This window comes from Streptomyces sp. NPDC104096, from assembly GCF_055584385.1.
Window position 1 is genome coordinate 72,153 of sequence record NZ_JBVJMD010000002.1, and the last position, 25,494, is coordinate 97,646.

The 25,494-nt window shown below is 72.5% G+C and carries 27 protein-coding genes and 1 tRNA gene; 19 read left to right on the plus strand and 9 right to left on the minus strand.

Annotation, left to right across the window (positions count from 1 at the left end):
• Positions 1-23 precede the first annotated feature (23 nt).
• Positions 24-638: a GNAT family N-acetyltransferase gene (locus ACZ60B_RS02770; RefSeq protein WP_469383627.1), complete on the minus strand. Its 615-nt coding sequence runs from the start codon at positions 636-638 to the stop codon at positions 24-26.
• Positions 631-2,730, minus strand: a complete 2,100-nt coding sequence (locus tag ACZ60B_RS02775) for a penicillin acylase family protein (protein WP_469383628.1) — start codon at positions 2,728-2,730, stop codon at positions 631-633. The genes ACZ60B_RS02770 and ACZ60B_RS02775 overlap by 8 nt, the downstream gene beginning before the upstream one ends.
• Before the next feature lie 342 nt (positions 2,731-3,072).
• On the opposite strand from ACZ60B_RS02775, the gene ACZ60B_RS02780 reads away from it, so the two are divergent.
• The 5 genes from ACZ60B_RS02780 to ACZ60B_RS02800 all read left to right on the plus strand — a co-directional run bounded on the left by ACZ60B_RS02780 (position 3,073) and on the right by ACZ60B_RS02800 (position 6,029).
• Positions 3,073-3,744: an HdeD family acid-resistance protein gene (locus ACZ60B_RS02780; protein WP_469383630.1), complete on the plus strand. Its 672-nt coding sequence runs from the start codon at positions 3,073-3,075 to the stop codon at positions 3,742-3,744.
• A 90-nt stretch (positions 3,745-3,834) separates the two neighbouring features.
• Positions 3,835-4,176 carry a hypothetical protein gene (locus ACZ60B_RS02785; protein ID WP_469383631.1) on the plus strand — a complete coding sequence of 114 codons (342 nt, stop codon included), beginning with the start codon at positions 3,835-3,837 and terminating at the stop codon, positions 4,174-4,176.
• Between the two features lie 58 nt (positions 4,177-4,234).
• Positions 4,235-4,390 (plus strand): hypothetical protein, encoded by a 156-nt coding sequence (locus ACZ60B_RS02790; protein ID WP_469383633.1) that lies wholly within the window; start codon positions 4,235-4,237, stop codon positions 4,388-4,390.
• A 596-nt stretch (positions 4,391-4,986) separates the two neighbouring features.
• Entirely contained in the window at positions 4,987-5,283 is a 297-nt protein-coding gene (locus tag ACZ60B_RS02795; protein WP_004943146.1) for a type II toxin-antitoxin system VapB family antitoxin, read from the plus strand.
• A gap of 98 nt (positions 5,284-5,381) precedes the next feature.
• Positions 5,382-6,029: a LytR C-terminal domain-containing protein gene (locus ACZ60B_RS02800; protein WP_469383634.1), complete on the plus strand. Its 648-nt coding sequence runs from the start codon at positions 5,382-5,384 to the stop codon at positions 6,027-6,029.
• Between the two features lie 328 nt (positions 6,030-6,357).
• Here ACZ60B_RS02800 and upp read toward each other — a convergent pair whose 3' ends face one another.
• Entirely contained in the window at positions 6,358-6,993 is a 636-nt protein-coding gene (gene upp, locus ACZ60B_RS02805) for a uracil phosphoribosyltransferase (RefSeq protein ID WP_469383636.1), read from the minus strand.
• Positions 6,994-7,131: 138 nt separating this feature from the next.
• Here upp and ACZ60B_RS02810 point away from each other — a divergent pair, with 138 nt between their 5' ends.
• The 9 genes from ACZ60B_RS02810 to ACZ60B_RS02850 all read left to right on the plus strand — a co-directional run bounded on the left by ACZ60B_RS02810 (position 7,132) and on the right by ACZ60B_RS02850 (position 12,792).
• Positions 7,132-7,326 (plus strand): hypothetical protein, encoded by a 195-nt coding sequence (locus ACZ60B_RS02810; RefSeq protein ID WP_469383637.1) that lies wholly within the window; start codon positions 7,132-7,134, stop codon positions 7,324-7,326.
• 300 nt (positions 7,327-7,626) lie between these two features.
• Positions 7,627-8,172, plus strand: a complete 546-nt coding sequence (locus tag ACZ60B_RS02815) for a tRNA adenosine deaminase-associated protein (RefSeq protein WP_469384074.1) — start codon at positions 7,627-7,629, stop codon at positions 8,170-8,172.
• 74 nt (positions 8,173-8,246) lie between these two features.
• On the plus strand, positions 8,247-8,678 hold the full coding sequence (gene tadA / locus ACZ60B_RS02820) for a tRNA adenosine(34) deaminase TadA (protein ID WP_469383638.1): 432 nt from the start codon (positions 8,247-8,249) through the stop codon (positions 8,676-8,678).
• 81 nt (positions 8,679-8,759) lie between these two features.
• Positions 8,760-8,844: transfer RNA gene (locus ACZ60B_RS02825), tRNA-Ser, on the plus strand.
• A 162-nt stretch (positions 8,845-9,006) separates the two neighbouring features.
• Complete coding sequence (locus tag ACZ60B_RS02830; protein ID WP_385775389.1) at positions 9,007-9,186, plus strand: hypothetical protein; 180 nt, start codon at positions 9,007-9,009, stop codon at positions 9,184-9,186.
• 95 nt (positions 9,187-9,281) lie between these two features.
• Complete coding sequence (locus tag ACZ60B_RS02835; RefSeq protein ID WP_469383640.1) at positions 9,282-9,575, plus strand: Dabb family protein; 294 nt, start codon at positions 9,282-9,284, stop codon at positions 9,573-9,575.
• Between the two features lie 336 nt (positions 9,576-9,911).
• Positions 9,912-10,751 carry an RNA polymerase sigma factor SigF gene (locus tag ACZ60B_RS02840; protein WP_469384075.1) on the plus strand — a complete coding sequence of 280 codons (840 nt, stop codon included), beginning with the start codon at positions 9,912-9,914 and terminating at the stop codon, positions 10,749-10,751.
• 267 nt (positions 10,752-11,018) lie between these two features.
• On the plus strand, positions 11,019-11,912 hold the full coding sequence (locus tag ACZ60B_RS02845; RefSeq protein WP_469383642.1) for an RNA polymerase sigma factor SigF: 894 nt from the start codon (positions 11,019-11,021) through the stop codon (positions 11,910-11,912).
• Positions 11,913-12,210: 298 nt separating this feature from the next.
• Complete coding sequence (locus tag ACZ60B_RS02850) at positions 12,211-12,792, plus strand: hypothetical protein (RefSeq protein ID WP_469383643.1); 582 nt, start codon at positions 12,211-12,213, stop codon at positions 12,790-12,792.
• A 69-nt stretch (positions 12,793-12,861) separates the two neighbouring features.
• Here the strand turns inward: ACZ60B_RS02850 and ACZ60B_RS02855 are convergent, their stop codons facing one another.
• Positions 12,862-13,062 carry a hypothetical protein gene (locus tag ACZ60B_RS02855; protein WP_469383645.1) on the minus strand — a complete coding sequence of 67 codons (201 nt, stop codon included), beginning with the start codon at positions 13,060-13,062 and terminating at the stop codon, positions 12,862-12,864.
• Between the two features lie 205 nt (positions 13,063-13,267).
• Here ACZ60B_RS02855 and ACZ60B_RS02860 point away from each other — a divergent pair, with 205 nt between their 5' ends.
• From ACZ60B_RS02860 to ACZ60B_RS02870, 3 genes are all read left to right on the plus strand, one after another.
• Positions 13,268-13,759: a MarR family winged helix-turn-helix transcriptional regulator gene (locus ACZ60B_RS02860; protein WP_469383646.1), complete on the plus strand. Its 492-nt coding sequence runs from the start codon at positions 13,268-13,270 to the stop codon at positions 13,757-13,759.
• 82 nt (positions 13,760-13,841) lie between these two features.
• Positions 13,842-16,280 (plus strand): MFS transporter, encoded by a 2,439-nt coding sequence (locus ACZ60B_RS02865; RefSeq protein ID WP_469384076.1) that lies wholly within the window; start codon positions 13,842-13,844, stop codon positions 16,278-16,280.
• A 106-nt stretch (positions 16,281-16,386) separates the two neighbouring features.
• Positions 16,387-17,208 carry a YceI family protein gene (locus ACZ60B_RS02870; protein WP_469383647.1) on the plus strand — a complete coding sequence of 274 codons (822 nt, stop codon included), beginning with the start codon at positions 16,387-16,389 and terminating at the stop codon, positions 17,206-17,208.
• A gap of 34 nt (positions 17,209-17,242) precedes the next feature.
• Here ACZ60B_RS02870 and ACZ60B_RS02875 read toward each other — a convergent pair whose 3' ends face one another.
• Positions 17,243-17,977, minus strand: coding sequence for a GAF and ANTAR domain-containing protein (locus tag ACZ60B_RS02875; RefSeq protein WP_469383649.1), 735 nt, complete (start codon positions 17,975-17,977; stop codon positions 17,243-17,245).
• Positions 17,978-18,201: 224 nt separating this feature from the next.
• On the opposite strand from ACZ60B_RS02875, the gene ACZ60B_RS02880 reads away from it, so the two are divergent.
• On the plus strand, positions 18,202-18,555 hold the full coding sequence (locus tag ACZ60B_RS02880; protein ID WP_469383650.1) for an STAS domain-containing protein: 354 nt from the start codon (positions 18,202-18,204) through the stop codon (positions 18,553-18,555).
• 22 nt (positions 18,556-18,577) lie between these two features.
• Complete coding sequence (locus tag ACZ60B_RS02885; protein WP_469383652.1) at positions 18,578-19,048, plus strand: PPOX class F420-dependent oxidoreductase; 471 nt, start codon at positions 18,578-18,580, stop codon at positions 19,046-19,048.
• 44 nt (positions 19,049-19,092) lie between these two features.
• On the opposite strand, the gene ACZ60B_RS02890 is transcribed toward ACZ60B_RS02885, so the two are convergent.
• The 4 genes from ACZ60B_RS02890 to ACZ60B_RS02905 all read right to left on the minus strand — a co-directional run bounded on the left by ACZ60B_RS02890 (position 19,093) and on the right by ACZ60B_RS02905 (position 25,489).
• Positions 19,093-19,821 (minus strand): TetR/AcrR family transcriptional regulator, encoded by a 729-nt coding sequence (locus tag ACZ60B_RS02890; RefSeq protein ID WP_469384078.1) that lies wholly within the window; start codon positions 19,819-19,821, stop codon positions 19,093-19,095.
• Between the two features lie 255 nt (positions 19,822-20,076).
• Positions 20,077-21,552 carry an MFS transporter gene (locus ACZ60B_RS02895; protein ID WP_469383654.1) on the minus strand — a complete coding sequence of 492 codons (1,476 nt, stop codon included), beginning with the start codon at positions 21,550-21,552 and terminating at the stop codon, positions 20,077-20,079.
• 107 nt (positions 21,553-21,659) lie between these two features.
• Complete coding sequence (locus ACZ60B_RS02900; RefSeq protein WP_469383655.1) at positions 21,660-23,978, minus strand: glycosyltransferase family 39 protein; 2,319 nt, start codon at positions 23,976-23,978, stop codon at positions 21,660-21,662.
• The gene (locus ACZ60B_RS02905; protein WP_469383657.1) at positions 23,975-25,489 is read right to left on the minus strand and encodes a bifunctional glycosyltransferase family 2/GtrA family protein; all 1,515 of its coding nucleotides are present in this window, start codon (positions 25,487-25,489) and stop codon (positions 23,975-23,977) included. Before ACZ60B_RS02905 ends, ACZ60B_RS02900 begins: the two co-directional genes overlap by 4 nt.
• Positions 25,490-25,494: the final 5 nt, after the last annotated feature.

Consider the following 25,494-nt stretch of genomic DNA (forward strand, 5'->3'; position numbering starts at 1 on the left):
GTCGTCCCGGGGCGGGCCCGGGGTCATCCGGGGAAGGCCACCTCCCGGCGCAGGAAGGCCAGTCGGGCGTTCTTCTCGGGCAGGTACACGTCCGGGACGTCGATCTCCGGCAGGACGACGGCCGGGCCCGCCTCGAAGCCCTGGCGCAGGAAGCGGCTGATCGCCCGCTCGTTGCGCACGTCGGGGTCGACCACGATCCGGCGCCGGTCCAGGCCCAGCAGCGTGTACGAGACGAAGGCGCCCATCAGGGCGGACGACCAGCCGGGGCGCGCTCCGCCGTCCCCGGCGGGCGCGAGCAGCACGTGTACGCCGATGTCGCCGGGCCGGACCTCGTAGCACTCGGAGACCCGGTCGGCCTCGGGCTCGTAGGTCTGGAACAGAGCCGCCGGTTCGCCGTCCAGGACGGCGAGGAAGGCGTGATGGGTGTCGAGGGTGTCCAGGTGGGCGTAGACCTCCGCCACCTGGTCCCGGGTCAGGCCGTTCATGCCCCAGAAGACGGCCCGCTCCTGGCTCACCCAGCGATGGACGACCTCGGCGTCGGCGGCCGCGTCCAGCGGGAGGATGCGGACGGTGCCGAAGCCGTCGGTCACCTCCTCGTGGACGGCCTCGCGGGCGGGGGCGGCGTACGGGTCAGACATCGGTCTCCTTCTCCAGCCGGTCCCAGTCGGTGACGACCGGGACGAGGTCTCCCGCGAGCCACCGCGGGAGCTGGTCACGGTGGTGCGGGCTGCCGGGGACGCCGTCGGCGCCGAACGGCACCACCCAGCGGCTGTCCTCGCGGCGGGCCAGGTCCCACACGTAGCGGGCGGCCGGGCCGCGAGCGCTCAGGTCGGTGAGGCCGGGCACGCTGGAGGTGCACAGCACGCAGTCGTGGTCGCCGGAGAGCGCGGGCCCGGTGTACGACGGGTCGGGCAGCGCCTGCCAGGGCGCGAGGCGATGGGTGTCGCCCCAGACCGGGTCGGCCGGGGCGGGAGTCGACTGTCCGGCGGATCCCGTCTGTTCGACGGCCGTCTCCTCCAGGGCGGCGCGCACGACGGCGGGGCGGTCGATGCCGTACAGCTTCTCGGCCCGCAGCAGGTGTTCCAGGGCGAAGCCGACGCGGGGGGTGAGGGCGAGCCAGGGGAGCAGCACCTCGGGGTAGGCGGGCGAACCGGTCAGGGCCGCGAGCGCGGGGTGGGCGGCGATCCGGCGGACGACCGCGCCGCGCAGGGCCGCGTACCGGGCCGCGTCCGTGCTGTCGGCGTCCATCCGGCGGTTCCAGCCCAGGAGGCGGTCGCGCAGGTCGGCGGCCCGCGGGGTGAGCCCGTCGAGGGCCGCCACCGCCTCCAACAGGGGCCCGGCGGAGGCGAGATGGGTGTCGGTGTGGACGGCGGGCATGTCGGCCGCGGACAGGGTGCGGTGCCGGTCGAGCAGGGTCCGGATGCGGTCGGCCCGGTGCGGGGGCGCGAACTCGACCCCGAGGGGGGCCGCGAGGCCGCGCTGGTTGGCCATCACCGCGATGCCGTCGGTCAGGCCGGCGCGGGGGGCGGGGTGCCAGCCGGTCCACTCGTGGCCGGGCTCCCAGGCGGGGACCAGCCGGACCCGGTTGGCCTCGGCCCGCACCGGCACCCGGCCCGCGACCCGGTGCAGCACTCCGCCCTCGGTGTCGGCGGCCTGGACGACGTTGACGGGTTCGGCCCAGGCGTCGAGGGCGCGGTCGACGTCGGCGACCCGGCGGGCGCGCAGCAGCGGCAGGAGCGCGCCGAAGCCGAGGTCGGCGGTGACGCGGGGCGGGTAGCGCAGGCTGAGGGCGAGCGGGATGCCGTCGTCGAGGCCCTCGGGACCGCCGGCGATGACGGGTCCGCGGTCGGTCTCGATCACCTCGACCTCGACCGGTTCCGCGCCGGCCACGCGGATCAGTTCGGTGTGGCGGGTGGCGCGGTGCCAGCGGCCGTCCGGGCCGAGGGCCTCGACGCCGGCGCCGGTGCGGCGCAGCCGTTCGCGGTAGAGGTCCTGGTAGTCGGCCATGGCGTTGGTGATGGCCCAGGCGACCGTGCCGGTGTGGCCGAAGTGGGCGATGCCGGGGACGCCGGGGACGGCGAGGCCGACCACGTCGAACTCGGGGCAGGCGAGGCGGACCTGCTGGTAGACGCCGGGGTTCTCGATGAAGCGGTGCGGGTCTCCGGCGATGACGGCCTGTCCGGTGGTGGTGCGCTCGCCGCCGACCAGCCAGCCGTTGCTGCCGGAGGTGCCGGGGCCGTCGGCGGCGAACAGGCCGACCGCCTCCGGGCCGAGGTGGCGTACGGCCTCCTCCCGCCACAGCTTGGCGGGGAAGCCGGCGAACAGGATGTGGGTGGAGAGCCAGACCGCGAGCGGGGTCCAGGGTTCCCAGCGGCCGGGGACGAGGTCCACCCCGGCGAACTCCGGGGCGTCGGCCGTCGTCAGTTCCTCGGTGACGCCGTCGGCGTAGGCCCGTGTCCACTCGGCGGTCTCGGGGTCGGTGTCCTCGAGCAGGGCGTAGCAGCGCTGGGCCGTGTCCTCCAGGCGGGCGCGGCGCGCGAAGAGGTCCCAGGGCAGGGCCTCGGGGCCGAGGAAGGACGCGGAGGTGCCCCGGGCGCGGTGTCGCTCGACCTCCAGCTGCCAGGCGCGGTCGCGGGCGGTGACCCGGCCCTGGGCGCGGGCCAGTTCACGGGCGTCGCCGGCGCGCAGGTGCGGGATTCCCCATGTGTCCCGGTAGATCTCGGTGGTCACCCCTGGCCCCTTTGCGCTTTAGGTTAGCCTTGCCTAACCGTTCGGTCAGATGGGGAATCGTACGCGAGGCGCGAAGAAGTGCCACGAGGCAGGGGCGGGAACGGGTGGGCGGCCCTCGGGCCGTCGCGCGCCGAGGACCTCGACCGCACGGCGCCGCGGCGGGGACGCGCGACCGGGCGCTGTCGTCGTACGTCCGCGGGGACCCGGGCGTCGGCCGGCACCGGGCGCACAAGCAGGAGATGGAGGCCACGGCGAAGGCCGCGAGGACGGCCGACCGGTGACCGTCAGCCACCCGGACCGTCCCGGGTGGCGGTACGCCGGATCCCGGTCCGAGCATGGATCATGACCGAGCCACCGACCGGTCCCTCCTGGGGGCCGGAGTTCGACGACCGCAAGGTGCACGCCGAGCGCGCGTCCGACCCGCGTGACGGCCACGAGCCGGAGCCGCCGTTCGACGGACTGCTGCACGCCCTCTCCCAGGCCGCCTGGCAGGTCGTCCTGCTCACCGGTGTCGCCTCCCTCGTCCTGGGCGTCCTGGTCCTGATCTGGCCGCACGCCTCGGTGAAGATCGCCGGTTTCCTCTTCGGCATCTATCTGCTGATCAGCGGTGTGCTCCAGCTGATCTCCGCGTTCGGCACCCACCGCCGGACCTCGCTGCGCGTGCTGGCCTTCATCAGCGGCGCCCTGTCGATCGTGCTGGGCCTGTTCTGCTTCCGCGGCGTCATGCAGTCGACCCTGCTGCTCGCCCTGTGGATCGGCATCGGCTGGCTGATCCGCGGCATCACCCAGACGCTGGCCGCCGTACAGGACTCCGCCATGCCCGCGCGCGGCTGGCAGATCTTCCTCGGGATCGTCACCTTCGTCGCCGGGATCGTCCTGATCGACGCACCGCTGGAGTCCGTCGCCATCCTCACGCTGCTGGGCGGGATCTGGCTGATCGTGGTCGGCATCGTCGAGATCGTCACCTCGCTCCGGATGCGCGGCCTGGCCCACCGGACCCCACTCACCATCTGACCCGCTCCCGCCACACGACGCTGGGCCGAGCGGGCGGATCTCACGTCCGGCGCGATGGACGCCGTACGCCACCCGGGGAGATGAACCTTCGTGAGCAGCGGCGCACCCCACCTTCACCCGTCCGGCCGGGTCCGGCCGCGGGTGCTCGTCCTGCTGCTCCTCCTGCTGCTGGCCCTGCCGGTGCAGGGCGCCCACGCGGCGCTCCACACGGCACCGGCGGTGGCCGCCTGCGGGTCCGGCGAGACGGTCGAGTACGACGCCCTCGACACCGCTCCGCGACCGCCCGGCCGGGCCACCGTGCGCCCCGCCGAGGCCCTGCGTCCCGCGCCCCTGCCGGACCCGGCGGCCGGAGCGGGCCGCGGCCGACTCACGACGCCGTACCGCGCGTACGCCCCGCGCGCCGCCGCACGCTCGGTGGTTCTGCGCTGCTGACGGGACCGGGTTCTCCCGGTCCACTCGGTCCCGTACGACGCAAGGAACACGAACAGCCATGCCCAATGACCCGTACGCGGTCCTGCGCGCCCTGCTGCGCGCCGAGGCCGCCCGCAACACGCCCAAGCCCGAAGCCGAGAAGGCGGGCGAGGCACGAAGGACGAGCAAGGCGCGAAGGGTGAGCGAAGGGGAGCCCCCGCAGCCTTGCCCGTGAGGGAAGCGGAGCCGCGGCAGATCCGGGGATCGGCCCCGCGGTTCGATCCGGCTGTCGCTGCGACGCTCTGATCCGGAAGCCTGATCAGGAAGCCTGATCAGGAAGCCTGATCAGGAAGCCTGATCAGGAGGTTCGATCCGGCGGTCGGAGCCGGAGGTTCAGTCCGGAGCCGGACCGGGCGCCGCGGGCGTCCGGTCCGGCCGGTCCGGTCCGCGGTCCACAGCCTGTGCACAACACCCGCGCGGCGGCGGTGGAACGCATCGCCCCGCCGACGTCGCCGGGCGCATCCCCCGGTGTCCGCGTGACAAGGAGGACGCCGACCACTTTCGAGCGAATGAGACGAAGGGACCGCGTACGGACGACCGCGACCAAAGCCGCGGACGGGCCGCCGATTCCCCCGGGTTCGCTCTTTCCCGGCCGGAGGCGAGGAAGCGACGACCGCCCGGAAGCCCCGGGGGCGACAGCCCGCGGCACCGTCTCGTTGCCGTTCGCCCCGGGCCCCCGTTCCCGAACGCCCCGCTTTGGACCGTCTTTTCCGGCGTCGCACTCCGTCTCCATGGCTGCGCCCGGAACGTCTGGGCCGGTAGGCTTTCCGTGTGATCTTCAAGCGCATCGGAAACGGCCGGCCGTACCCCGACCACGGCCGGGAAAGCACCCGGCAGTGGGCGGACGTCGCGCCGCGCCCGGTCCGCCTCGATCAGTTGGTGACCACCAAGCAGCAACTCGACCTGGAGACCCTCCTCGCGGAGGACTCGACCTTCTACGGCGACCTCTTCGCGCACGTCGTGAAGTGGCAGGGCGACCTGTACCTGGAGGACGGACTGCACCGTGCGGTGCGGGCGGCCCTCCAGCAGCGTCAGGTGCTGCACGCCCGCGTCCTCGAACTGGACTGACCCCCGCTCAGGTCACGCTTGCCCCTTTCGGGTACTCCTCGACCAAGTCGGATGATCATCTATTAGGCAGGGCAGCCCTCGAGCACTACGCTGCGCCCATGAGCATGCTGACTCCCCCCGGGATGGGCGGACAGTACCGGATCACGGGGGACAAATACCCGCGTATGCGCCCTCCCCGGCGGCGCGGCAGGCTCGTCGTCGTGGGCATCGTCTCCGTCGCCGTGCTGGGCGTGGTGGGCTGGGGAACACTCCAGCTCGTGGACGTCTTCACCGGCAACGGCGACCAGGCAGCGGCCAACACCAAGGCGGCCTGCGCGCAGGGGATCAAGGTGAAGCCCTCGACGGCCGCCGCCGTGGTGGTGCTGCCCAAGCCCGCCCAGATCACCGTCAACGTCTTCAACGCCACGCCCCGCAGCGGGCTCGCCAAGCAGACCGCGGACGAGCTCGCCAAGCGCGGCTTCCACATCGGCGAAGTGGGCAACGCGTCCAAGGAGTTCGACAAGAAGGTCGCGGGCACCGGACTGCTGCTCGGCCCCGCGTCCTCGCTGAAGACCTCGCTGCCGGTGCTCGGCACCCAGCTGACCGCCGCCGAGCTCCGCACCGACGCCGCCCGCAAGGGGGCCGACGTGGACCTCGTCATCGGCACCGCCTTCAAGCAGCTGACCGCGAAGACGGACGCCGACAAGGCACTGGCCGTGCTGAACACGCCCCAGTCGGCCGCCGCAACGAAGAAGGACGGCTGCTGACGGCCGTACGGCCGGTCCGAACATCCGAACGCGACCCCGCGGACGTCCGCGGGGTCTCGGGCGACCCCGGAGAACGCCGTTCGCGCGGCCCTGCCGAGGAACACCACCCGCGCGGCACCGCGTGAGAACACCGCCGTCCCGGGGCCGCCGGGAAATCCGCGCGGGGACGGCGGCACACCCCCGCGCGGGCCCCGGGGACAGTCCGCGCAGGGCGCGTTCGGACAGGGCCGTACAGGGGACCCGGGGCCCGCGGGACGCCCGAGAGGCACACAGGCCGCGCGGCGGCCGCCCAGGGCCCCTCCCGGCCGCGTACGGCCGGGTCGTACGCCTACTCCGCGGCGCCGTAGAGCCGGTCGCCCGCGTCGCCCAGGCCCGGGACGATGTAGCCGTGCTCGTTGAGGTGGTCGTCGACGGCCGCCGTGACCACCGTGACCGGGGTGCCGGCCAGCTCGCGCTCCACGATCTCCACGCCCTCGGGGGCGGCGAGCAGCACCACCGCGGTGACGTCGTCGGCGCCGCGGGCGATCAGCTCCTGGATCGCCGCGACCAGCGTGCCGCCGGTGGCGAGCATCGGGTCCAGGACGTAGACCTGACGGCCGGAGAGGTCCTCCGGCATGCGCGAGGCGTACGTGGAGGCCTTCAGGGTCTCCTCGTCGCGCACCATGCCCAGGAAGCCCACCTCGGCGGTCGGCAGCAGCCGGACCATGCCGTCCAGCATGCCCAGGCCCGCCCGCAGGATCGGCACGACCAGCGGGCGCGGGTGGGACAGCTTCACGCCGGTGGTCTCGGCGACCGGCGTGGCGATGTCGACCTGTTCGGTGCGCACGTCACGCGTGGCCTCGTACGCGAGCAGGGTGACCAGCTCGTCGGCGAGACGGCGGAAGGTCGCGGAGTCGGTGCGGCGGTCGCGCAGGGTGGTGAGCTTGTGGGCGACCAGGGGGTGGTCGACGACGTGGAGACGCATGACCCCAACCCTAGCCGGGCCGGACCCGCCCGGCGCTCGCGCACTCGGCGGGCCCCCGTCGCGGACCCGGGACGATCCCTGGCGTCGAACCGCCCGCCAGGGGGAAGGTGGTGATGACGACCGGGATGGGGTGGTGCCGTGCCTGAGCCTCCAGAGCAGCGTGACCCGCCCGACCGCGACGCGCCGGAGACGGCCGCCGAGCGACGTCGGCGACGCGCCCAGTTCCTGCGCGACCTCGCCGAGGCCCGGGAGCTGCGCGACCGCGTCCAGCCGCGCCGTGCCAGGACCGCCCGGCTGCGGCACGCCATGCGCATGCGGACCTTCCGCTGGTAGCGCGCGGCACGCCGCGGGCACGACCGGACGGAGGCGATCTTGCGGCGGCCGTGCGTGGGCGGGGTGGAAGCCGCGTACGATCCGCAGGTGGCGGCAACGAGTGTGCTGGTGAGTCCTGTTCGGACGTACTTGCCTCCGTGCGATCAAAACTGCCAGACACAGGGAGCCGAAGACGTCCCCTGGAGGCCTTGTTTCTGCCACGATTCCGAGTGGGTGGGCTCGGAGCACAGCTCTCCCCGCCCGCAACCTCCGCCGGGGGGACCCCCAACCGGCACGCCTATGACCAGTGGGAGAGTCACGGTGTACTTCGCCGCACTGCTCGCGCGCACCGAAGACGGGTGGGAAGCGAGCGACACGGAGCTCGACGATGTGGAGACCCTGTCGGATCTGGCCGACCTGGCCCGGGAGGCCTCTCCCGACGACGACACGGTGCTCGTACTCATCGAGCAGGAGGACGGGTGGTTCGGTGTCGTCCGGGTGGACGGCGAGGACGACCCTCGTATCTATGTCTCCGACGCCGCCGCCGCTGCCCGCAGCAGCTACGGCGAGATCCTGCTCACCGACGAACTGCTCGGCCGCGATCCGGGTGACCCGGACGACGAGCTGGACTCGCTCGACCTCGACGGCACCGAGGACGGCGACCGCCAGGCCGACGACGATGACGAGGACGGGACCGCCGGTGACGGCGGCTCCGGCGAGATCGTGCCCCACGGCCCGGTCGGCGACCCCGGCATCCTCGACGACCTCGGCATCAGCGAGAAGGAGCTGAAGCTGCTGTCGGACGACGCGCTGACCGAGATCGCCGAGGCCCTCGGCGCCGCCGACGTCCTGGAGACGGTCCGCTGACCGCACCGGACCCGGCACGGGCACCGGACCCGGCACGGGCACCGGACCCGGTACGCGACCGCTGGCGGGCCGCGATGCGGCTCGCCCTGGCCGAGGCCGGCCGGGCCGTCCAGGGCGGGGACGTCCCCGTCGGCGCCGTCGTACTGGCCCCGGACGGCACGACCGTGCTCGCGGCCGGGCACAACGAACGCGAGGCGGTCGGCGACCCGACCGCGCACGCGGAGGTGCTCGCCGTCCGGCGGGCGGCCGCCGTGCTCGGCGAGTGGCGGCTGACCGGCTGCACGCTCGTCGTCACGCTGGAGCCGTGCACGATGTGCGCGGGCGCGCTCGTGCAGTCCCGCGTGGACCGGGTCGTCTACGGCGCCCGGGACGACAAGGCGGGCGCGGCCGGCTCCCTGTGGGACGTCGTACGCGACCGGCGGCTCAACCATCGCCCGGAGGTCGTCCAGGGCGTGCTGGCCGAGGACTGCGCACGGCTGCTCACCGAGTTCTTCCGGGACCGCTGAAACCCGCCCGGACGCCCCGAGCCGGGGGTCCCCGGGAAACGGATTTCAGAGCACGGCCCACCTTGGGGTAGTGTCTCCCTCGGTAGCGTGTCCGAGCGGCCGAAGGAGCTCGCCTCGAAAGCGAGTGTGGCGCAAGTCACCGAGGGTTCAAATCCCTCCGCTACCGCCGAAGAAGGGCCCCGTCGAAAGACGGGGCCCTTCGTGCGTCCCGGACGGAAAGTCGCGGAAGATCGTTGGTCCTTCAACACGCCGTGAAGTTAAACTCGCCGCCGGTAACAGGGCCCGTTGCCAGGGCTCCAGGGGCACGCCAGTCACAGGGGAGGCCGCGGTGGCGGTGAATGCGAAGAAGATCGCCGTCTATGTGCTCGTGGTCTTCGCGCTGTACGTGATCATCACGGACCCGGCCAAGGCGGCGGACTACGTCCAGATAGCCTTCGAGGGCATATCGGACGCCGCCCAGGCCATCGGTGACTTCATGACCTGGGTCGCCAACGGGGCCAAGAACTAGGGCCGACCGCTCGGAGCAGCCCGGCGCCGCGTCCTCCCCGCAGCCAGGACGGCCTCGGCCGGCCCGATCCGTACGAACGACCCTAGGGAGTGCCCGTGATCCGCCACCTGGTCCTCTTCAAGCTCGACGAGGGCGTGGAACGCGACGACCCGCGCGTCGTGGAGGGCGTCGCCGCCTTCCGCGCGCTCGACGGCCGGATCGACGAGCTGCGCTTCTGGGAGCTCGGCTGGAACACCAGCGACCGGCCCATCGCCTACGACTTCGCGATCAACTCGGCGGTCGAGGACGCGGACGCCCTCAAGCGCTACCTGGAGCACCCGGCGCACCAGGCCGGCGTCGCCCTCTGGCGGGAGTTCGCCACCTGGGTGATCGCGGACTACACGTTCTGAGCCGCCGGTCCCACGCACACACGAACAGCCCCGCGAAGCCCCGCATCGGAGCGAACGTTGCGGGGCTTTCCTGTGCCATCTGTGTCAACTCGCCCTCAACACGGCATTATGCAGTGCTTGCACACTGTGCACATGTCTTGTGATGCTATGACCGCTTTTGACGGATGATTGACCGATGAAGAGGTGGCGTTGACCGTGTCGGCCAGTACTGCGCCGCCCCAGGAGGAGACCGCCATCCGGGAGACGACCTCCGTGACGACCTTCGCGACGACCTTCGTGGCCTCCCCGGCCCCAGGAACCTCTTCCGCACCGGGAGCACCGGGAGCGCCGGGGGCACTGGGGGCACCCGCGGGCCCCGAGGGTGCCGAGGCCCCCGGGAGCCCGGAAGCCCCCGTCCCGGCCCCGGAGAAGCGTCGCGGTGCCGACACCCGGGCGCTCACCCAGGTGCTCTTCTCCCAGTTGAAGGACCTCCAGCCGGGCACTCCGGAGCACGACCGGGTGCGCGGGGCGCTCATCGAGGCCAACCTCCCGCTGGTGCGCTACGCGGCCGCCCGCTTCCGCAGCCGCAACGAGCCGATGGAGGACGTCGTCCAGGTCGGCACCATCGGGCTCATCAACGCCATCGACCGCTTCGACCCGGAGCGGGGCGTGCAGTTCCCGACGTTCGCGATGCCGACGGTCGTCGGCGAGATCAAACGATACTTCCGTGACAACGTTCGCACGGTCCACGTACCGCGCCGGCTGCACGAGCTGTGGGTACAGGTCAACAGCGCGACCGAGGACCTGACCACCGCCTTCGGCCGCATCCCGACCACCGCCGAGATCGCCGAGCGGCTGCGCATCGGCGAGGACGAGGTGCTGTCCTGCATCGAGGCCGGACGGTCGTACCACGCCACCTCGCTGGAGGCCGCGCAGGAGGGCGACGGGCTGCCCGGACTGCTCGACCGGCTCGGCTACGAGGATCCGGCGCTGGACGGCGTCGAGCACCGCGACCTGGTCCGCCACCTCCTGGTCCAGCTACCCGAACGCGAACAGCGAATCCTGCTGCTGCGCTACTACAGCAATCTGACCCAGTCGCAGATCAGCGCGGAACTCGGCGTCTCCCAGATGCACGTCTCACGGCTGCTGGCGCGCAGCTTCCAGCGGCTGCGCTCCGCGAACCGCATCGAGGCATAACCGCACACGGGATCGAATGGTCACCGTCGAGAGCGAATCGCCCACCAGGGGCGTTCCCGACAGTTGTGCGGTGAAAGATCGTCAGACCCCGTCTTTCCAGGGCTGATTCGTTACTCACATGTCGACATGTCACTACAGCGCGTTGCCGACATGTGACATTCTGCGGGAAGAGCGTTTGCCGTGGCTCCGGCTCCGGTATTCAGGTGAAAGCTGATGTTCCTCGCCGGAACTTCCGCCGCGACCGTCCCGCGACCCAAAGGGGGTGGCATGTCCGAAGACCAGGGCAGCTCGAAGGTGCTCACACTCACGAAGAGTGCTGAGGCGCCCGTCGTGCCCGACGTGCTCGACGCCGTTACGGCCCTCGAGGCAGTGCCGGCCCCGGCTATCCCCACCTCGGGAGCCATCGACACCCGCACCCTCTCCCGCTCCCTCTTCCTGCGGCTCGCCGCTCTCGACGAGGAGAGCCCCGAGCGCGCGTACGTCCGGGACACCCTGATCGAGCTCAACCTCCCGCTGGTGCGCTACGCGGCCGCCCGCTTCCGCTCCCGCAACGAGCCGATGGAGGACATCGTCCAGGTCGGCACCATCGGCCTGATCAAGGCGATCGACCGGTTCGACTGCGAACGCGGGGTGGAGTTCCCGACCTTCGCGATGCCGACGGTCGTCGGCGAGATCAAGCGGTTCTTCCGCGACACCTCGTGGTCGGTGCGGGTGCCGCGCCGCCTCCAGGAGCTGCGGCTGGCCCTCACCAAGGCCAGCGACGAGCTCTCCCAGAAGCTGGACCGTTCCCCCACCGTCGCCGAACTCGCCGCCGTCCTGGGCGTGTCGGAGGAGGACGTCGTCGACGGCCTCGCGGTGGGCAACGCGTACACGGCGTCGTCGCTGGACTCCCCGGCCCCCGAGGACGACGGCGGCGAGGGCTCCCTGGCCGACCGTCTCGGCTACGAGGACAGCGCGCTGGAGGGCGTGGAGTACCGGGAGTCCCTGAAGCCGCTGCTGGCCAAGCTCCCCTCCCGGGAGCGGCGCATCATCATGCTGCGCTTCTTCGCCAACATGACCCAGTCGCAGATCGGCGAGGAGGTCGGCATCTCCCAGATGCACGTCTCCCGGCTGCTCACCCGGACGCTCGCGCAGCTGCGCGAGGGGCTCATCTCGGACTGACTCCGCACGGGTCGCGAGGCTTCCTCTTTGTCGGAGCGTCGGTCACCATGGCGCGATGCTTCGAGCGACACGGGCTGCACGGGTTGAACGAGCTGTACGGGCCGTACGGAAGGTCCGGACGACATCGGCATCCGGCCGTCGGGGCGCCGCACTGGGCGCGTCGGCGGCCGTCGTCGTCTGTCTGGGCGCGGTGCTGGGCTCCTGCGGGAGCGGCGGGGGCGGCGGGGGTTACGCCGCGGTCGGCGCGGGCGGGGGCCCGTCACCGGCGCCCGGCGGGGCGGTACGGCCGACGGGAGAGGTGACGCTGGTGCCCCTCGACGGGGCCGGCGGCCGGGACGGCTCGCCGAGTGCCGGTGACGGTTCGAGGGCCGGCCGCGCGGTCGGCTCCGGGCCGGGCGCCACGGCCGGAAGACCGGGCTCCGCACCCGACGGCTCCTCCGCGGGCGGCGGCGTGGCCGGTGGCGCGGGGTCCTCCGGCGGTACGGGCCCCGGGGCGCCCCCGTCCGTCCCGGCCGGATCCGGTACGGGCTCCCACCCCCCGCCGGCACCCTCCACGCCGACCGCGTCCGCCGCGCCGGCCGCCCTGAGCGTGGGCGAGCCGGTGCGTACGGCGGCGGACGAGCGGTGGTGCGAGAAGGTGAGCCTCGCGCTGCGCAACACCGGCGGGACCGAGGTGCGTTCGGGCACGGTGACCTTCGGGACGCACATCATCGGCGCGCTGGGCGTCGACTGGGCCACGGTCGGGTCGACCGTGGGGCTTCCGGTCCCGATCGAGGCCGGCGCCCGTCAGGAGCGGACCTGGACGGTGTGCGTCGACGCGTGGCGCGTGCCGCTCGGGATGCACGTGGAGACGCGGGACGTGTCCGTCCAGTGGAAGTGACGGACACGACGGACGTGACAGACGGAACGGATGCGGTGGACGTGACGGGGGCGGAGGCGGCGGCCCGGCCTACTTGAGGGCGAGCCAGGCCACCGCGGCGACGATCGCGACGGCGACGACGACGCCCACGATCAGGCCGATACGGGGACCGCTCGACGACGCCACCGCCTGCTGCTGACGGCCCTGGGGGGCCTCGTCGACGAACGCGCGGAACATCTGGGTGCTGCCGGCGGGGTCGTGGTTGCCCTGCGGGTTCTGGGAGTTAGCCATGGGCCAGGACACTAGCGAATTCGGCGGGTCCGGCCCAAGTGGGGGCTCCGGTCCCGGGTCCGCCCCGCCCCACCCGGGCCCACCTGCGGATTTACGTTCGCAATACTTGCCTTTGCCAAGTTTTGGAGCCCACGCGCCCCGTTTTATTTGCCTGTAGCAACCAACATCTCCATGGTTGCCCTAAGCAACGAATACCGGAGGTGTGATGGCCGAGCAGGCGCAGTTCCAGGAGCTGGCCCATCAGCTCAGCGCCGTCGGGGCCGTGAAACGGGACCTCGGGCGGATCCTTCCGCACGACTGCCCGGCCGGCTCGGCGGCCGTGCTGACGCTGCTCGGCCGCCATGGGGACATGCGCATGAGCAAGCTCGCCGAGCTGCTCGCCGTGGACATGTCGGTCACCAGCCGTCATGTCGCGCACGTCGCCGAACGGGGCTGGATCGAACGGTCCCCCGACCCGGCGGACAAGCGCTCGCGCATCCTGCACCTCACGGACACGGGCCGCGACCAGCTCGACACGCTGTACCGGCGGAGCACCCAGCTGCTCGCCGACCGGCTGAGCGACTGGACCGACGACGAGGTCGGACAGCTCATAGGGCTGATGACACGCCTGAGAGCGAGCTTCGGCGACTGCCGTTCCTCGCCCCGGCTGCCGCCTCCCGCACTCGAGACGACCACCCGTACACCCGCAAGCACGTAAGAGAAGGAAGCCCATGGCAACGACCACACCAGCCGGTGTGCGGGCTCACGCCAAGCACGGGGGAGGCTCCTCCGACGCCCCGATGACCCATCGGCAGATCATGGAGGCGCTCTCCGGGCTGCTGCTCGGCATGTTCGTGGCGATCCTGTCGTCCACGATCGTCTCCAACGCCCTGCCCAAGATCATCGGCGACCTGGGCGGCGGCCAGTCCGCCTACACCTGGGTCGTCACCGCCTCGCTGCTGGCGATGACCGCGACCACCCCCCTGTGGGGCAAGCTGTCCGACCTGTACAGCAAGAAGGCGCTCGTCCAGATAGCGCTGATCATCTACGTGCTGGGATCGGCCGCCGCCGGTCTGTCGCAGAACCCCGGCATGCTCATCGCCTGCCGTGTCGTCCAGGGCGTCGGTGTCGGCGGTCTGTCCGCCCTCGCCCAGATCGTCATGGCCGCGATGATCTCCCCGCGTGAGCGCGGGCGTTACTCCGGCTACCTGGGTGCCACGTTCGCGGTCGCGACCGTCGGCGGTCCGCTGCTCGGCGGCGTGATCACCGACACCGAGTGGCTCGGCTGGCGCTGGTGCTTCTACGTCGGCGTGCCCTTCGCGGTCATCGCGCTGATCGTGCTGCAGAAGACCCTGCACCTGCCCGTCGTCAAGCGCCAGGTGAAGGTGGACTGGAGCGGCGCGTTCTTCATCTCCGCGGCGGTCTCGCTGCTGCTGGTCTGGGTCACCTTCGCCGGTGACAAGTACGACTGGATCTCGTGGCAGACGTGGACGATGGTCGGCGGCTCGATCGTCCTCGGACTGCTGTTCGTCCTGGTCGAGTCGAAGGCCAGCGAGCCGATCATCCCGCTGCGGCTGTTCCGCAACCGCACCATCACCCTGTCGTCGCTCGCCTCGCTCTTCGTCGGCGTCGCGATGTTCACCGGCACGGTCTTCTTCAGCCAGTACTTCCAGCTGGCCCGCGACAAGTCCCCGACGATGTCCGGCGTGCTGACCATCCCGATGATCGGCGGTCTGTTCGTCTCCTCCACCGTGTCCGGCCAGTTCATCACCCGGACCGGCAAGTGGAAGATCTGGCTGGTCAGCGGCGGTGTGCTGGTGACGGCCGGTCTCGGTCTGCTGGGCACCATCCGGTACGACACGGACTACTGGAAGATGGCCGTCTTCATGGCCCTGCTGGGCCTCGGCATCGGCATGATGATGCAGAACCTGGTCCTGGCCACGCAGAACCAGGTGGCGCCCTCCGACATCGGCGCGGCGAGCTCCACGGTCACCTTCTTCCGTTCCCTCGGCGGTGCGATCGGCGTCTCCGCGCTCGGCGCGGTCATGGCCCACCGCATCACCGACTACGTCAAGGACGGCCTGGCCGGCCTCGACCCGAAGTACGCCGCCGCCGCGTCCGACTCCAGCGGCAGCATCCCCGACATGGACACGCTGCCCGCGCCGCTGCGCACGGTCATCGAGAGCGCGTACGGCCACGGCATCGCGGACGTCTTCATGATCGCGTCCGTCCTGGCGCTGCTCGCCTTCCTCATCACGCTGTTCATCAAGGAGGTCCCGCTGCGCAGCAAGGGCTCCCTGGCGCAGGCCGCCTCGGAGGACTCCGCGGCCGAGACCCCGGTCGCGGACGCGGATCGGGCCGCGGAGAGCGCCCCCGCTCCGGCCACTGCTCCCGAGCCCGCCCTCGCGCAGGCCGGTCCCGAGGGCACGCGGCGCCCGGCCGCGGTCGCCACGGTGGCCGTCGGCGAGGCCACGGACGGCGGCACCCCGGTGCGCGGCTTCGTGCGCGGCGCCGAGAGCACGCCCGTCCCGCGGGCCGCGGTCACGCTGATCTCCCTGGCGGGACAGCAGCTGGGCCGGTCGGTCGCGCAGTCCGACGGCTCCTACGCGGTGGACGCGCCCGGCACGGGCTCGTACGTCCTGATCGCCTCCGCCGACGGCTACCAGCCGCAGGCCTCCACGATCGTCGTGGACGGCGAGCCGGTGGCGTACGACATCCTGCTCAGCGGCACCAGCGGGCTGACCGGTGTCGTCCGCGAGGCCGAGAGCGCGCTGCCGGTCAAGGACGCGATGGTGATCGTCACCGATGTGCGCGGGGACCTGCTGGCCACCGCCACCACCGGTGAGCAGGGCGAGTTCGCCTTCGCCGAGCTGGTGCCCGGCACGGTGACCCTCGCCGTCAACGCCGACGGCCACCGGCCCCGCGCCCTGCCCGTCGAGGTGGGCGGCACCGGCGTCACCCGGATCGAGATCGACCTCGCCCCGGGCGCCCGGCTCCAGGGCGTGGTGCGGGCCCCGCACGGTCCGCTGGCCGACGCCCGCGTCACGCTGGTGGACGCGGCGGGCAACGTGGTCGGCACGGCCACCACCGGGACGGACGGCGCGTACGCCTTCACCGACCTGGACGGCGGCGAGTACACCGTGATCGCGACGGGCTACCCGCCGGTGGCCACCGCGCTGACGGTCGCCGGACCCGGCGTCGACGGACACGACATCCGGCTCGCCCACCCCGGCGAGTAGTCACACCCCGGCCCGTGGCGGCCGGCGCGCCCGGAGCGGCGGCGCGCCCCGCCACGGGCCGGTTTCATCACGACCAATTTCTGATGCTTTGCAGGGAGAAAACGGGATGGGACTGACCGCGAGGATCCGCACCCGGGACGGATGGGCCGTGTCGCACGCGGTCGTCACGGTGACCGACACGACCGGCAGCCAGGTGCTGCGGGCCGAGGCGGACGCCGAGGGCGCGGTACGGGACGCGAACCCGCTGGCGCCGGGGGCGTACACGGTGATCGTCACGGCCGTCGGGTACGCGCCGGCCGCCGCGAGCGCGATCGTCACCGCGAGCGGGCGGGCCGAGGTCGGGACGGTGACGCTGGCCCGGCAGGGCGGCACCGAGCTGCCGCCGCCGGGGCCGTGGACCATCGACCCGGCGCACTCCACGGTGGGCGCGATCGCCCAGCACCTGGGCATCTCCAGCGTGCGCGGCAGGTTCACGGAGTTCGCGGGCACGGTGGAGATCGCCCCGGACGACGTCACCAAGTCCCGGGTCGAGGCGGTGATCCGCGCCGCCTCCATCGACACCGGCAACGGGACGCGCGACACCCACCTGCGCTCCGCGGACTTCCTGGACGCCGAGGTCCACCCCGAGATCACCTTCCGCTCCACCGGCCTGACGGCGGCGGGCTCCGACCGCTGGACCGTCCACGGCGAGCTGGCCATGCGCGGGGTCGTCCGGCCCGTCGACCTGGACCTCTCCTACCTCGGCACCGGCTCCGACCCGTGGGGCGGCACCCGGGCCGCCTTCCGGGCGACCACGGAGCTGCACCGCGAGGACTTCGCCATGAACTACAACCAGGTCGTCCAGGCCGGCATCGCGGCCATCGGCACGACCCTCAGGGTCGAGCTGGACATCCAGGCGGTGCAGGGCGAGTCGCTGCCGCAGACCTGATCCCGGCCGGGCGGACGGGACTTTCGGAACACGCCTAGGAGTGGGTGTTGGCGTTCACGACCGTGCGGGCCAGGTCGCGCAGCTTGATGTTCTCGCGCTGCGAGGCGCGCACCAGACTGTCGAACGCCTCCGCCGCGTCGATGTTCAGACGCTCCATCAGGATGCCGGTGGCCTGGCCGATCAGGTCCCTGGTGCGCATGGCCTCGGTGAGCTGCTCGCGCACGGTCGCCGAGTCGAGGGCCAGGCCGACGTGCGCGGTGAACAGCCGGCCGACGCGGGTGGCGGCCTCGTCGAAGGTGCGCGGCTTGCGGGCGTACACGGTCAGCACGGTCAGGCGCTGCCGGTCGGCCCGCAGCCGCAGCGCCAGCGCCGAACGCAGCCCGAGACCGGCCAGCTCCGCGTCGCCCTCGCCCTCGCCGTCCACGGATTCGCTGTCGTCGAGGCGTACGACCGGTGTGTTCCACAACCCGTGCCAGTACGGTCGCTCGGCACCGGCCCGCGCCGGGGACTCGGCGGCGCGGACGACGTCGTCGGACCAGGCGACCGCGTGCCGACGGTCGGCGCCGTCGAGCACCGAGATCCCGGCGTGCTCGGCCCCGGGCAGCAGGTGCACGGCCAGCCGGACCGCGGTGCGCAGGGTGCTGTGCGGGGTGTCCGTGTCGTGCAGTTGCCGAGCCGCCGACGTCAGGGCTTCGGCCAGCTCGAACCCGACCGGAAATCGGGGCAATTCAGAAAACTCGGACGCAGTCACCACGAACCTCTTCGGCATGCACGGCCGACCGGCCGTGCGCAGGAGAGCTCCGCAGCACATTCCCGACTGCGAGCAAAGGACGAAGAGCACTTTAACCGCTCTGTCGGATGGAGGTGACGCCCGGCTGACGGACCGTCCGGCCGCCCTTTCACAGCGGGCCGTGGGCATGGTGGAATGGGCGGCAGGTCAGGAAGTGGCCTCCCCGGAGTCCGGACGAGTACGCCTTCTGCCAGGTGAGTGACGTGACCTACCTCCCGACACCCTGCCGGGTGCGCGACCTGCCCGGCTGCACCTTGTTCACCCTCCCCCCGGAAATAGACCTCTCCAACGCGACCGCGGTGTTCGACGCCGTCGCCGGCGCCGTGCACGCCCGCGGCGACCGACTGGCGATGCTGATCCTGGACCTCACGGGCACCCGTTTCATGGACTCCCAGGGCGCCCGCCTGGTCGACGACGTACGCCGGCTGCTGGGTCCGCGGGTCCCGCTACGGGTCGCCGCCTCACCCTCAGGAGTGCCGCGCCGCGTCCTGGAGCTGACCGGGGTACGTCGCGACGTGCCCGTGTACGACGACGCGTCGCAGGCCCGGTCGGCCTGAGCGGCTGGCCTAGGCTGGCTCCATGGCACCGAACATCGCGACCAACACCGCCGTGACGCTGGACGAGTTGCTCGACTTCGTACGCCCCCGCCATCGCGCCCTCCTGCTGACCCGGCGGGCCGACGGCGGCCCCCAGGGGTCGCCGCTGACCTGCGGGGTCGACGACTCGGGCCGGATCGTGGTCTCCACCTACCCGGAGCGCGCCAAGACCCGTAACGCCCGGCGGGACGCCCGGGTCAGCGTGATCGTGCTCAGCGACGACTGGAACGGCCCCTGGGTCCAGGTCGACGGCACGGCCGAGGTCGTCGACAGCCCCGACTCCGTGGAGCCCCTGGTCGAGTACTACCGCAACATCGCCGGCGAGCACCCCGACTGGGACGAGTACCGGGCCGCGATGGTCAAGCAGGGCAAGTCGATCATCCGGATCACCCCGGAGCGCTGGGGCCCGGTGGCGACCGGCGGCTTCCCGGCACGGCTCGCGCCCGAGGGGTAGCGGGCCGGGAGAGCGGGCCGGGAGAGCGGGCCTCGGGAGCCCGGTCAGCCGCGTTCCACCATCGCCTCGATGCCCGCCACCAGCAGGTCCAGGGCGAAGGCGAAGTCGCGGTCCAGCATCTCCGCGACCGTGTCGCCGCCGCGTGCGGCCATCAGGTCCCGGGACTCCTGGATCACGTCGGCGGTGTCCGGGGCCTCGACCGCCGCGCTCATGGCCTGCCGGAAGTAGTCGTCCGGGCCGACACCGGCGTCGGCGACGCGGGCGAGGAAGTGTCCCTCGATCGTGCCGTAGCCGTACACGAACTGGAAGACGGCGGAGATCGCGCCCGTGACGCGGTGCGCGGGCAGCCCCGTGCGGCGCACCACGCGCTGCACCTGGCGGGAGAACGCCATCGAGTTGGGGCCGATGTTGAGGTACCGCCCGGCGAGCGGCGACAGCCAGGGGTGCCGCACCAGCAGCGCCCGGTACTCGGCGGCCAGCGTCCGCAGCCCGTCGCGCCAGTCCTTCGCGTCCCCGGCGTCCGGATCGGGCAGGCGCAGCTCGCCGAAGGCCGCGTCCAGGGCGAGCTCGAGGAGGTCGTCCTTGGTGTCGACGTACCAGTAGACGGACATCGCGGTCACGTTGAGCTCGGCGGCCAGCCGCCGCATGGAGAACCTGGCCAGCCCCTCGGCGTCCAGGAGGCGGACCGTGGCCTCGGTGATCCGGTCACGGTCGAGACCCGACGGCTGGCCGCTCCCGCGTCCGCCCCGGCGCGCCTTGCCCGCCAGCCACACACTGCTGCGCGCGGGCCGCCCGGCCGCCTGCTCGCCCTTCTCGCCCTGCTCCGTCCGCTCGCCCTTCTCGCCCTTCTCGTCCTTCTCGCCCTTCTCGCCCTGCTCCGTCCGCTCGCCCGGCTCGCTCTGTTCCGCCTGCTCCATGCGCACCTTCCTCGACACTCCCGCGGCCCGGTCACGATGCCAGGTCGGGCACCTCGGCCGCCCCCGGTCCGGGACCCGGACCGGGACCCTGCCAAAGGCCCGGACCAGGGCCTACGCCGTCACCACCTCCGAGTCTGCCCGCTCCGCCCGGTGCAACAACGCCGCGGCCAGGAACCCGCCGAGCAGCACGGCCACCGCGCCCACCAGCTGGCTGGCCTGAAGTCCGGACGAGAACGCGTCGGTGACCCGGGCCCGCTCCCGCTCCCCGTCGGCGGCCGCCAGCGCCGCGGGCAGCGAACTCGCCGCCACCGGGACCAGCGCCGCGAACCGGGAGTTGAGCACCGCGCCCAGGACGGCGACCCCCAGTCCGTTGCCGAACTCGGCGAGCGTGCCGTTGATCCCCGCACCGACGCCGGCCTTCTCCGGCGGTATCGCGCTCATGATGGCGTGCGCCATGGCGGGGTTGGCGACCGCGCAGCCCGCGCCGATGAGCAGCAGGCCCAGCAGCGTCCCCGCGTACCCGTGGGCGGCGAGCGTGGCGATCGACACCAGGCCGCCGGACATCAGCGCCATGCCCAGCGCGATCGACACCGGCGTGCCGAGCCGCTTCGTCCACTTCGCCGACAGGCCGGAGAAGTTCAGGGCGACGACGGACAGCGCGAGCGGCGCGGTGCGCAGCCCCGCCTCCAGGGGGCCGTACCCGAGGACGAACTGGAGGTGCTGGGTCAGCAGGAACAGCGCGCCGCCCATGCCGAACGTGATCAGGACCGCGCCGGCCACCGCGCCGCTGAAGCGGCGGTCGCGGAAGAACTCCAGGTCGAGCATCGGGTCCTGGACCCGGCTCTCCCAGTGGGCGAACAGGGCGAGGACGGCCGCCGCGACGGCCGCGCTCACCAGCACCCGGGCCGAGGTCCAGCCGTGCGACGGGCCGGAGATGATCGCGAACACCAGCGAGGTCATCCCGACCGTGGACAGCAGGGCGCCGAGCAGGTCCGGGCGCTCGCCCCGGGGGTTCCTGGACTCGGGGACGAGGGCCACGGCCGCGGCCAGGCCGAGCGCCGCGACCGGCAGGTTGATCAGGAAGACGGCGCCCCACCGGAAGTGGTTCAGCACGAAGCCGCCGATGAGCGGCCCGGCGGCGAAGCCGAGGGCGTTGACCGCGGCCCAGATGCCGATCGCCCTGGCGTGCTCCTCGGGGGCGAAGATCTGCATCACCACGGCCAGCGTGGTGGTCAGCAGCAGCGCGCCGCCGACGCCCATGCCGGCCCGCGCGGCGATCAACTGTCCGGTGGAGTCCGCGAGTCCGGCCACCAGCGAGCCCGTGCCGAACAGGACGAGCCCGGTGACCAGCATCTTCTTGCGGCCGTAGCGGTCGGCCGCGCTGCCCGCGGTGAGCAGCAGTCCCGACTGCACGAGCGAGTAGGCGTTGATCATCCACTGGATGTCGGAGGTGCTCGCGCCCAGTTCACGGGTGAGCGAGGGGATCGCGACGTTCAGCACGGTGTTGTCGAGCAGCACGGTGAGCTGCGCCAGACATATGACACCGAGTATCAGCCAGCGCTGGGGATGGCTCTGCGGAGTGGGCATGCTATACACCGTAGAACAGCTCCCATACGGCGTACAGCGAGTATCGGACGAGCACGGGAAGGGGCGGTGGCCTACGGCCACCGCCCCACTCCTGTCCCGCCCGGGCGTCAGCCGCTCGTCTTCTTCGTCAGGTCGTAGAAGGTGGCCGAACCGACCGTCACCTTCTTGAAGTTGCTCTCGACCCACGAGGAGATCTGCGAGGCGGTGCCGTCGCTGCTGCCACCCATGCCACCGCCGGAGCCGCCGGAGATGAAGTAGTGGATCTTTCCGTCCGCCACGTACTTCTTGAACTGCGCCGGCGTCGGGGACGGGTCGGTGCCGTTGAAGCCGCCGATCGCCATCACCGGCTCGCCGGTGGCGAGCTGGTAGCTCGCGGCGTTCTGGGAGCCGACGGACGCGGCGACCCAGGTGTACGAGCCGGCGTCCTTCTCCAGCAGCGCCTTCGCCTCGGAGGAGACGCTCGCGCCGTTCAGCAGGCCGCCGACGCCACCGCCGCCGCCCATGCCGCCGCCCTCGAACGTCCCGCCGCCACCGGGGAAGCCGTTGCCGTTCTGCTGGCCCTGACCCTGGCCTTGGCCCTGACCCGGCATGCCTCCGCCGGGGAAGCCGCCGGTGCCGCCGCCCGGGAAGCCGTTGCCGTTCTGGTTGGTGCCGTTGCCCCGGGAACCCTGCCCCTGCTGCCCCTGCGCGTTGCCGCCGCCGGGGAAGCCGCCGAAGCCGCCCCGGCCACCGCCACCGCCCGGACCGCCGCCCATCATGCTCGCGCCGGCCGGACCGGCGGTGACGATGGAGCCGGTGTGTCCCTCCTGGAGCGTGCTGAGGGTGTACGCCGTCGGGCCGGCCAGCGCCGCCACGACGCTCACGGCCGCCGCCGCGAGGGCCGTCCGGCGCGGCACGCGGCCCGCGAACACCAGACCGAGCGCGCCGGCCAGGCCGCCGACCAGGACCAGCCACTTCAGCCACGGCAGATAGTCCGAGGTGCGGTTGAGCAGGACGTAGCCCCACACCGCGGCCGCCACCCCCGAGGCCGCGAGGGTGATCGACACCCAGGTCCGCTCGCGCCGCTCCCACAGCAGGCCCGCGCCCATGCCGATCACGGCCGCGAGGTAGGGGGCGAGGGCCACCGTGTAGTACTGGTGGAAGATGCCCGCCATGTAGCTGAAGACGGCCACGGTCATCAGCAGCGAGCCGCCCCAGACCAGGAACGACCCACGGGTCACGGACGTCCGCGGGAACCCGCGCGTGGCCACCAGGCCCGCGACCAGCAGGACCAGCGCGGCCGGCAGCAGCCAGGAGATCTGGCCGCCGATCTCGGAGTTGAACATCCGGTCCCAGCCGGTCTCGCCCCACTGCCCGGTGCCGCCACCGCCACCGCCGCCGCCGACACTGCCGGTCTCGTCGCCGCTGAGGCGGCCCAGGCCGTTGTAGCCGAAGGTCAGCTCCAGGAAGCTGTTGTTCTGCGAACCGCCGATGTACGGGCGGGATGACGCCGGCCACAGCTCGACGATCGCCACCCACCAGCCGCCGGAGACGATCAGCGCGCCGGTCGCCAGGGCCAGCTGCCCGAGCCGCTTCTTCAGCGGCACCGGCGCGCAGACGGCGTACACGATCGCCAGCGGCGGCAGGATCAGGAAGGCCTGGAGGGTCTTGGCGAGAAAGGCGAGACCGATCGCCGCGCCGGCCCACAGCAGCCACTTCGTGCGGCCGTCCTCCAGGGCGCGGACGACGAGGTGACAGGCGACGGCCATCAGCAGCGCCAGCATGGCGTCCGGGTTGTTGAACCGGAACATCAGCGCCGCGACCGGGGTGAGCGCGAGCACGGCACCCGCCAGCAGTCCGGCCCCGGGGCCGGACCGGCGGCGCACGGACGCGTACACGACGGCGACGGTGGCGACGCCCATCAGCACCTCGGGGACGAGGACCGCCCACGAGTTCAGGCCGAAGATCCGCACCGCCAGCTCCATCGGCCACAGCGAGGCCGGGGGCTTGTCGACGGTGATGGCGTTGCCCGCGTCCAGCGAGCCGAAGAAGAACGCCTTCCAGCTCTTGCTGCCGGCCTGGACGGCCGCGGAATAGAAGGAGTTGGCGTAGCCGGAGGCGCTCAGGTTGTACAGGTAGAGCAGCCCGGTCGCCAGCAGCAGGCCGAGGAAGGCCGGGCGCGCCCAGCGGGGGTCCTCGGGGCGGCCGCGCCACAGTCTCCGTACGAAGGGCTGCTTCGGCTCGCCGCCCCCGGGGGCGGGCGCCGGCCCGGCGGCCGGGGCCACGGGCAGGGCGTCGGTCGGGGCCATCGGCGAGGCGGCGGCAGGGTCCACGGGCGGATCGGTCGGGGGCGGCCCACAGACAGGGGGAGCGCCTTCCCGGTCGGTCGTGCGGTCGGCCGTCGGGTCGGCCGTCGGGTCGGCCGTCCGGTCGTAGTCGGTGGTCATCGGGAGTCCCCCGGGTCGGTGTCGTAGGGGCGCGTCGGCTGGAGCCGCATGGTCGCGTCCCGCCAGGTGCCGTCCGCGGCCTCACCGGCGCGGAACAGGGTCGGGTCGTACGGGGTCTGGTCGTACGGTGCCGGGTACGGCTGCTGCTGTTCCGGCCGGCGCTGGGGCAGCGGGGCGTACGGGCCACCGGACTGCTGCCCGGCCTGTGCCGTGGCGTACACCGGCTCGGACGGGGTGTGCGAGGCGACGACCGTCGAGCGGGCGTCGGCCTCGCGCCGGTCCGGGAACACCCAGGCGCGGAAGAGCAGGAAGCGCAGCACGGTCGCCGCGAGGTTGGCGGCGATCAGCACCGCGAGTTCGGTGGAGTGCGCCGGGTCGGACGTCGCCGCGCCCAGGGCGGCCAGCGAGCCACTGGTCAGCGCGAGGCCGATGCCGAAGACGACCAGGCCCTGCGCCTGGTGCCGGACGGCGCCGCCGCGGCCGCGCACCCCGAAGGTCAGGCGCCGGTTGGCGGCCGTGTTGGCGATCGCCGAGACCAGCAGCGCGAGCGCGTTGGCGGTCTGCGAACCGCCGAAGCCGCGGAAGGCGGTGTAGAGCAGCAGGTAGAACAGGGTCGACAGGCCGCCGACGACACAGAACCCGACGAGCTGGCGGGCCAGTCCCCTGGGCACGTCCTCGATGTCACGGTCGCGCGGGTCGTCGCCGAAGGGCCGGGCCAGCCGGTCCAGCGGGAGCGAGCCGGTGGCCAGGGCCTTGCCCACCCGCCACACGCCCTTCAGGTCGTCGGTCGCCGTCTTCACGATGTGCACCGTGGAGTCGGGGTCGTCGACCCAGTCGACGGGCACCTCGTGGATCCGCAGCCCGGCACGCTCGGCGAGCACCAGCATCTCGGTGTCGAAGAACCAGCCGGTGTCCTCCACCAGCGGCAGCAGCACCTGGGCGACATCGCGGCGGATCGCCTTGAAACCGCACTGCGCGTCCGAGAAGCGGGCCTGGAGCGAACCGCGCAGGATCAGGTTGTACGAGCGGCTGATGAACTCGCGCTTGGCGCCGCGCACCACCCGCGAGCTGCGGGCCAGCCGCGAGCCGATCGCGAGGTCCGAGTGGCCCGAGATCAGCGGGGCCACCAGCGGCAGCAGCGCGTTCAGGTCGGTGGACAGGTCCACGTCCATGTAGGCGAGGATCGGCGCGTCCGAGGCCGACCAGACGGTCCGCAGCGCCCGGCCGCGACCCTTCTGCTCCAGCCGGAAGGCCTTCACCTCCGGCAGCTGCGCCGCCAGCCGCGAGGACACCTGCGCGGTCGTGTCCGTCGACGCGTTGTCCGCGATGGTGATGCGGAACGGGTACGGGAACGTGCGCTTGAGGTGTTCGTGCAGTCTGACGACGCACGGCTGGAGGTCCTTCTCCTCGTTGTAGACGGGGATCACTACGTCCAGGACCGGCGTACCGGCGGCCGCGGCCGGGAGGTGTTCCCGCGCCGGCAGGTTGCCGGGAGAAGAATCGGTTCGCATGACAA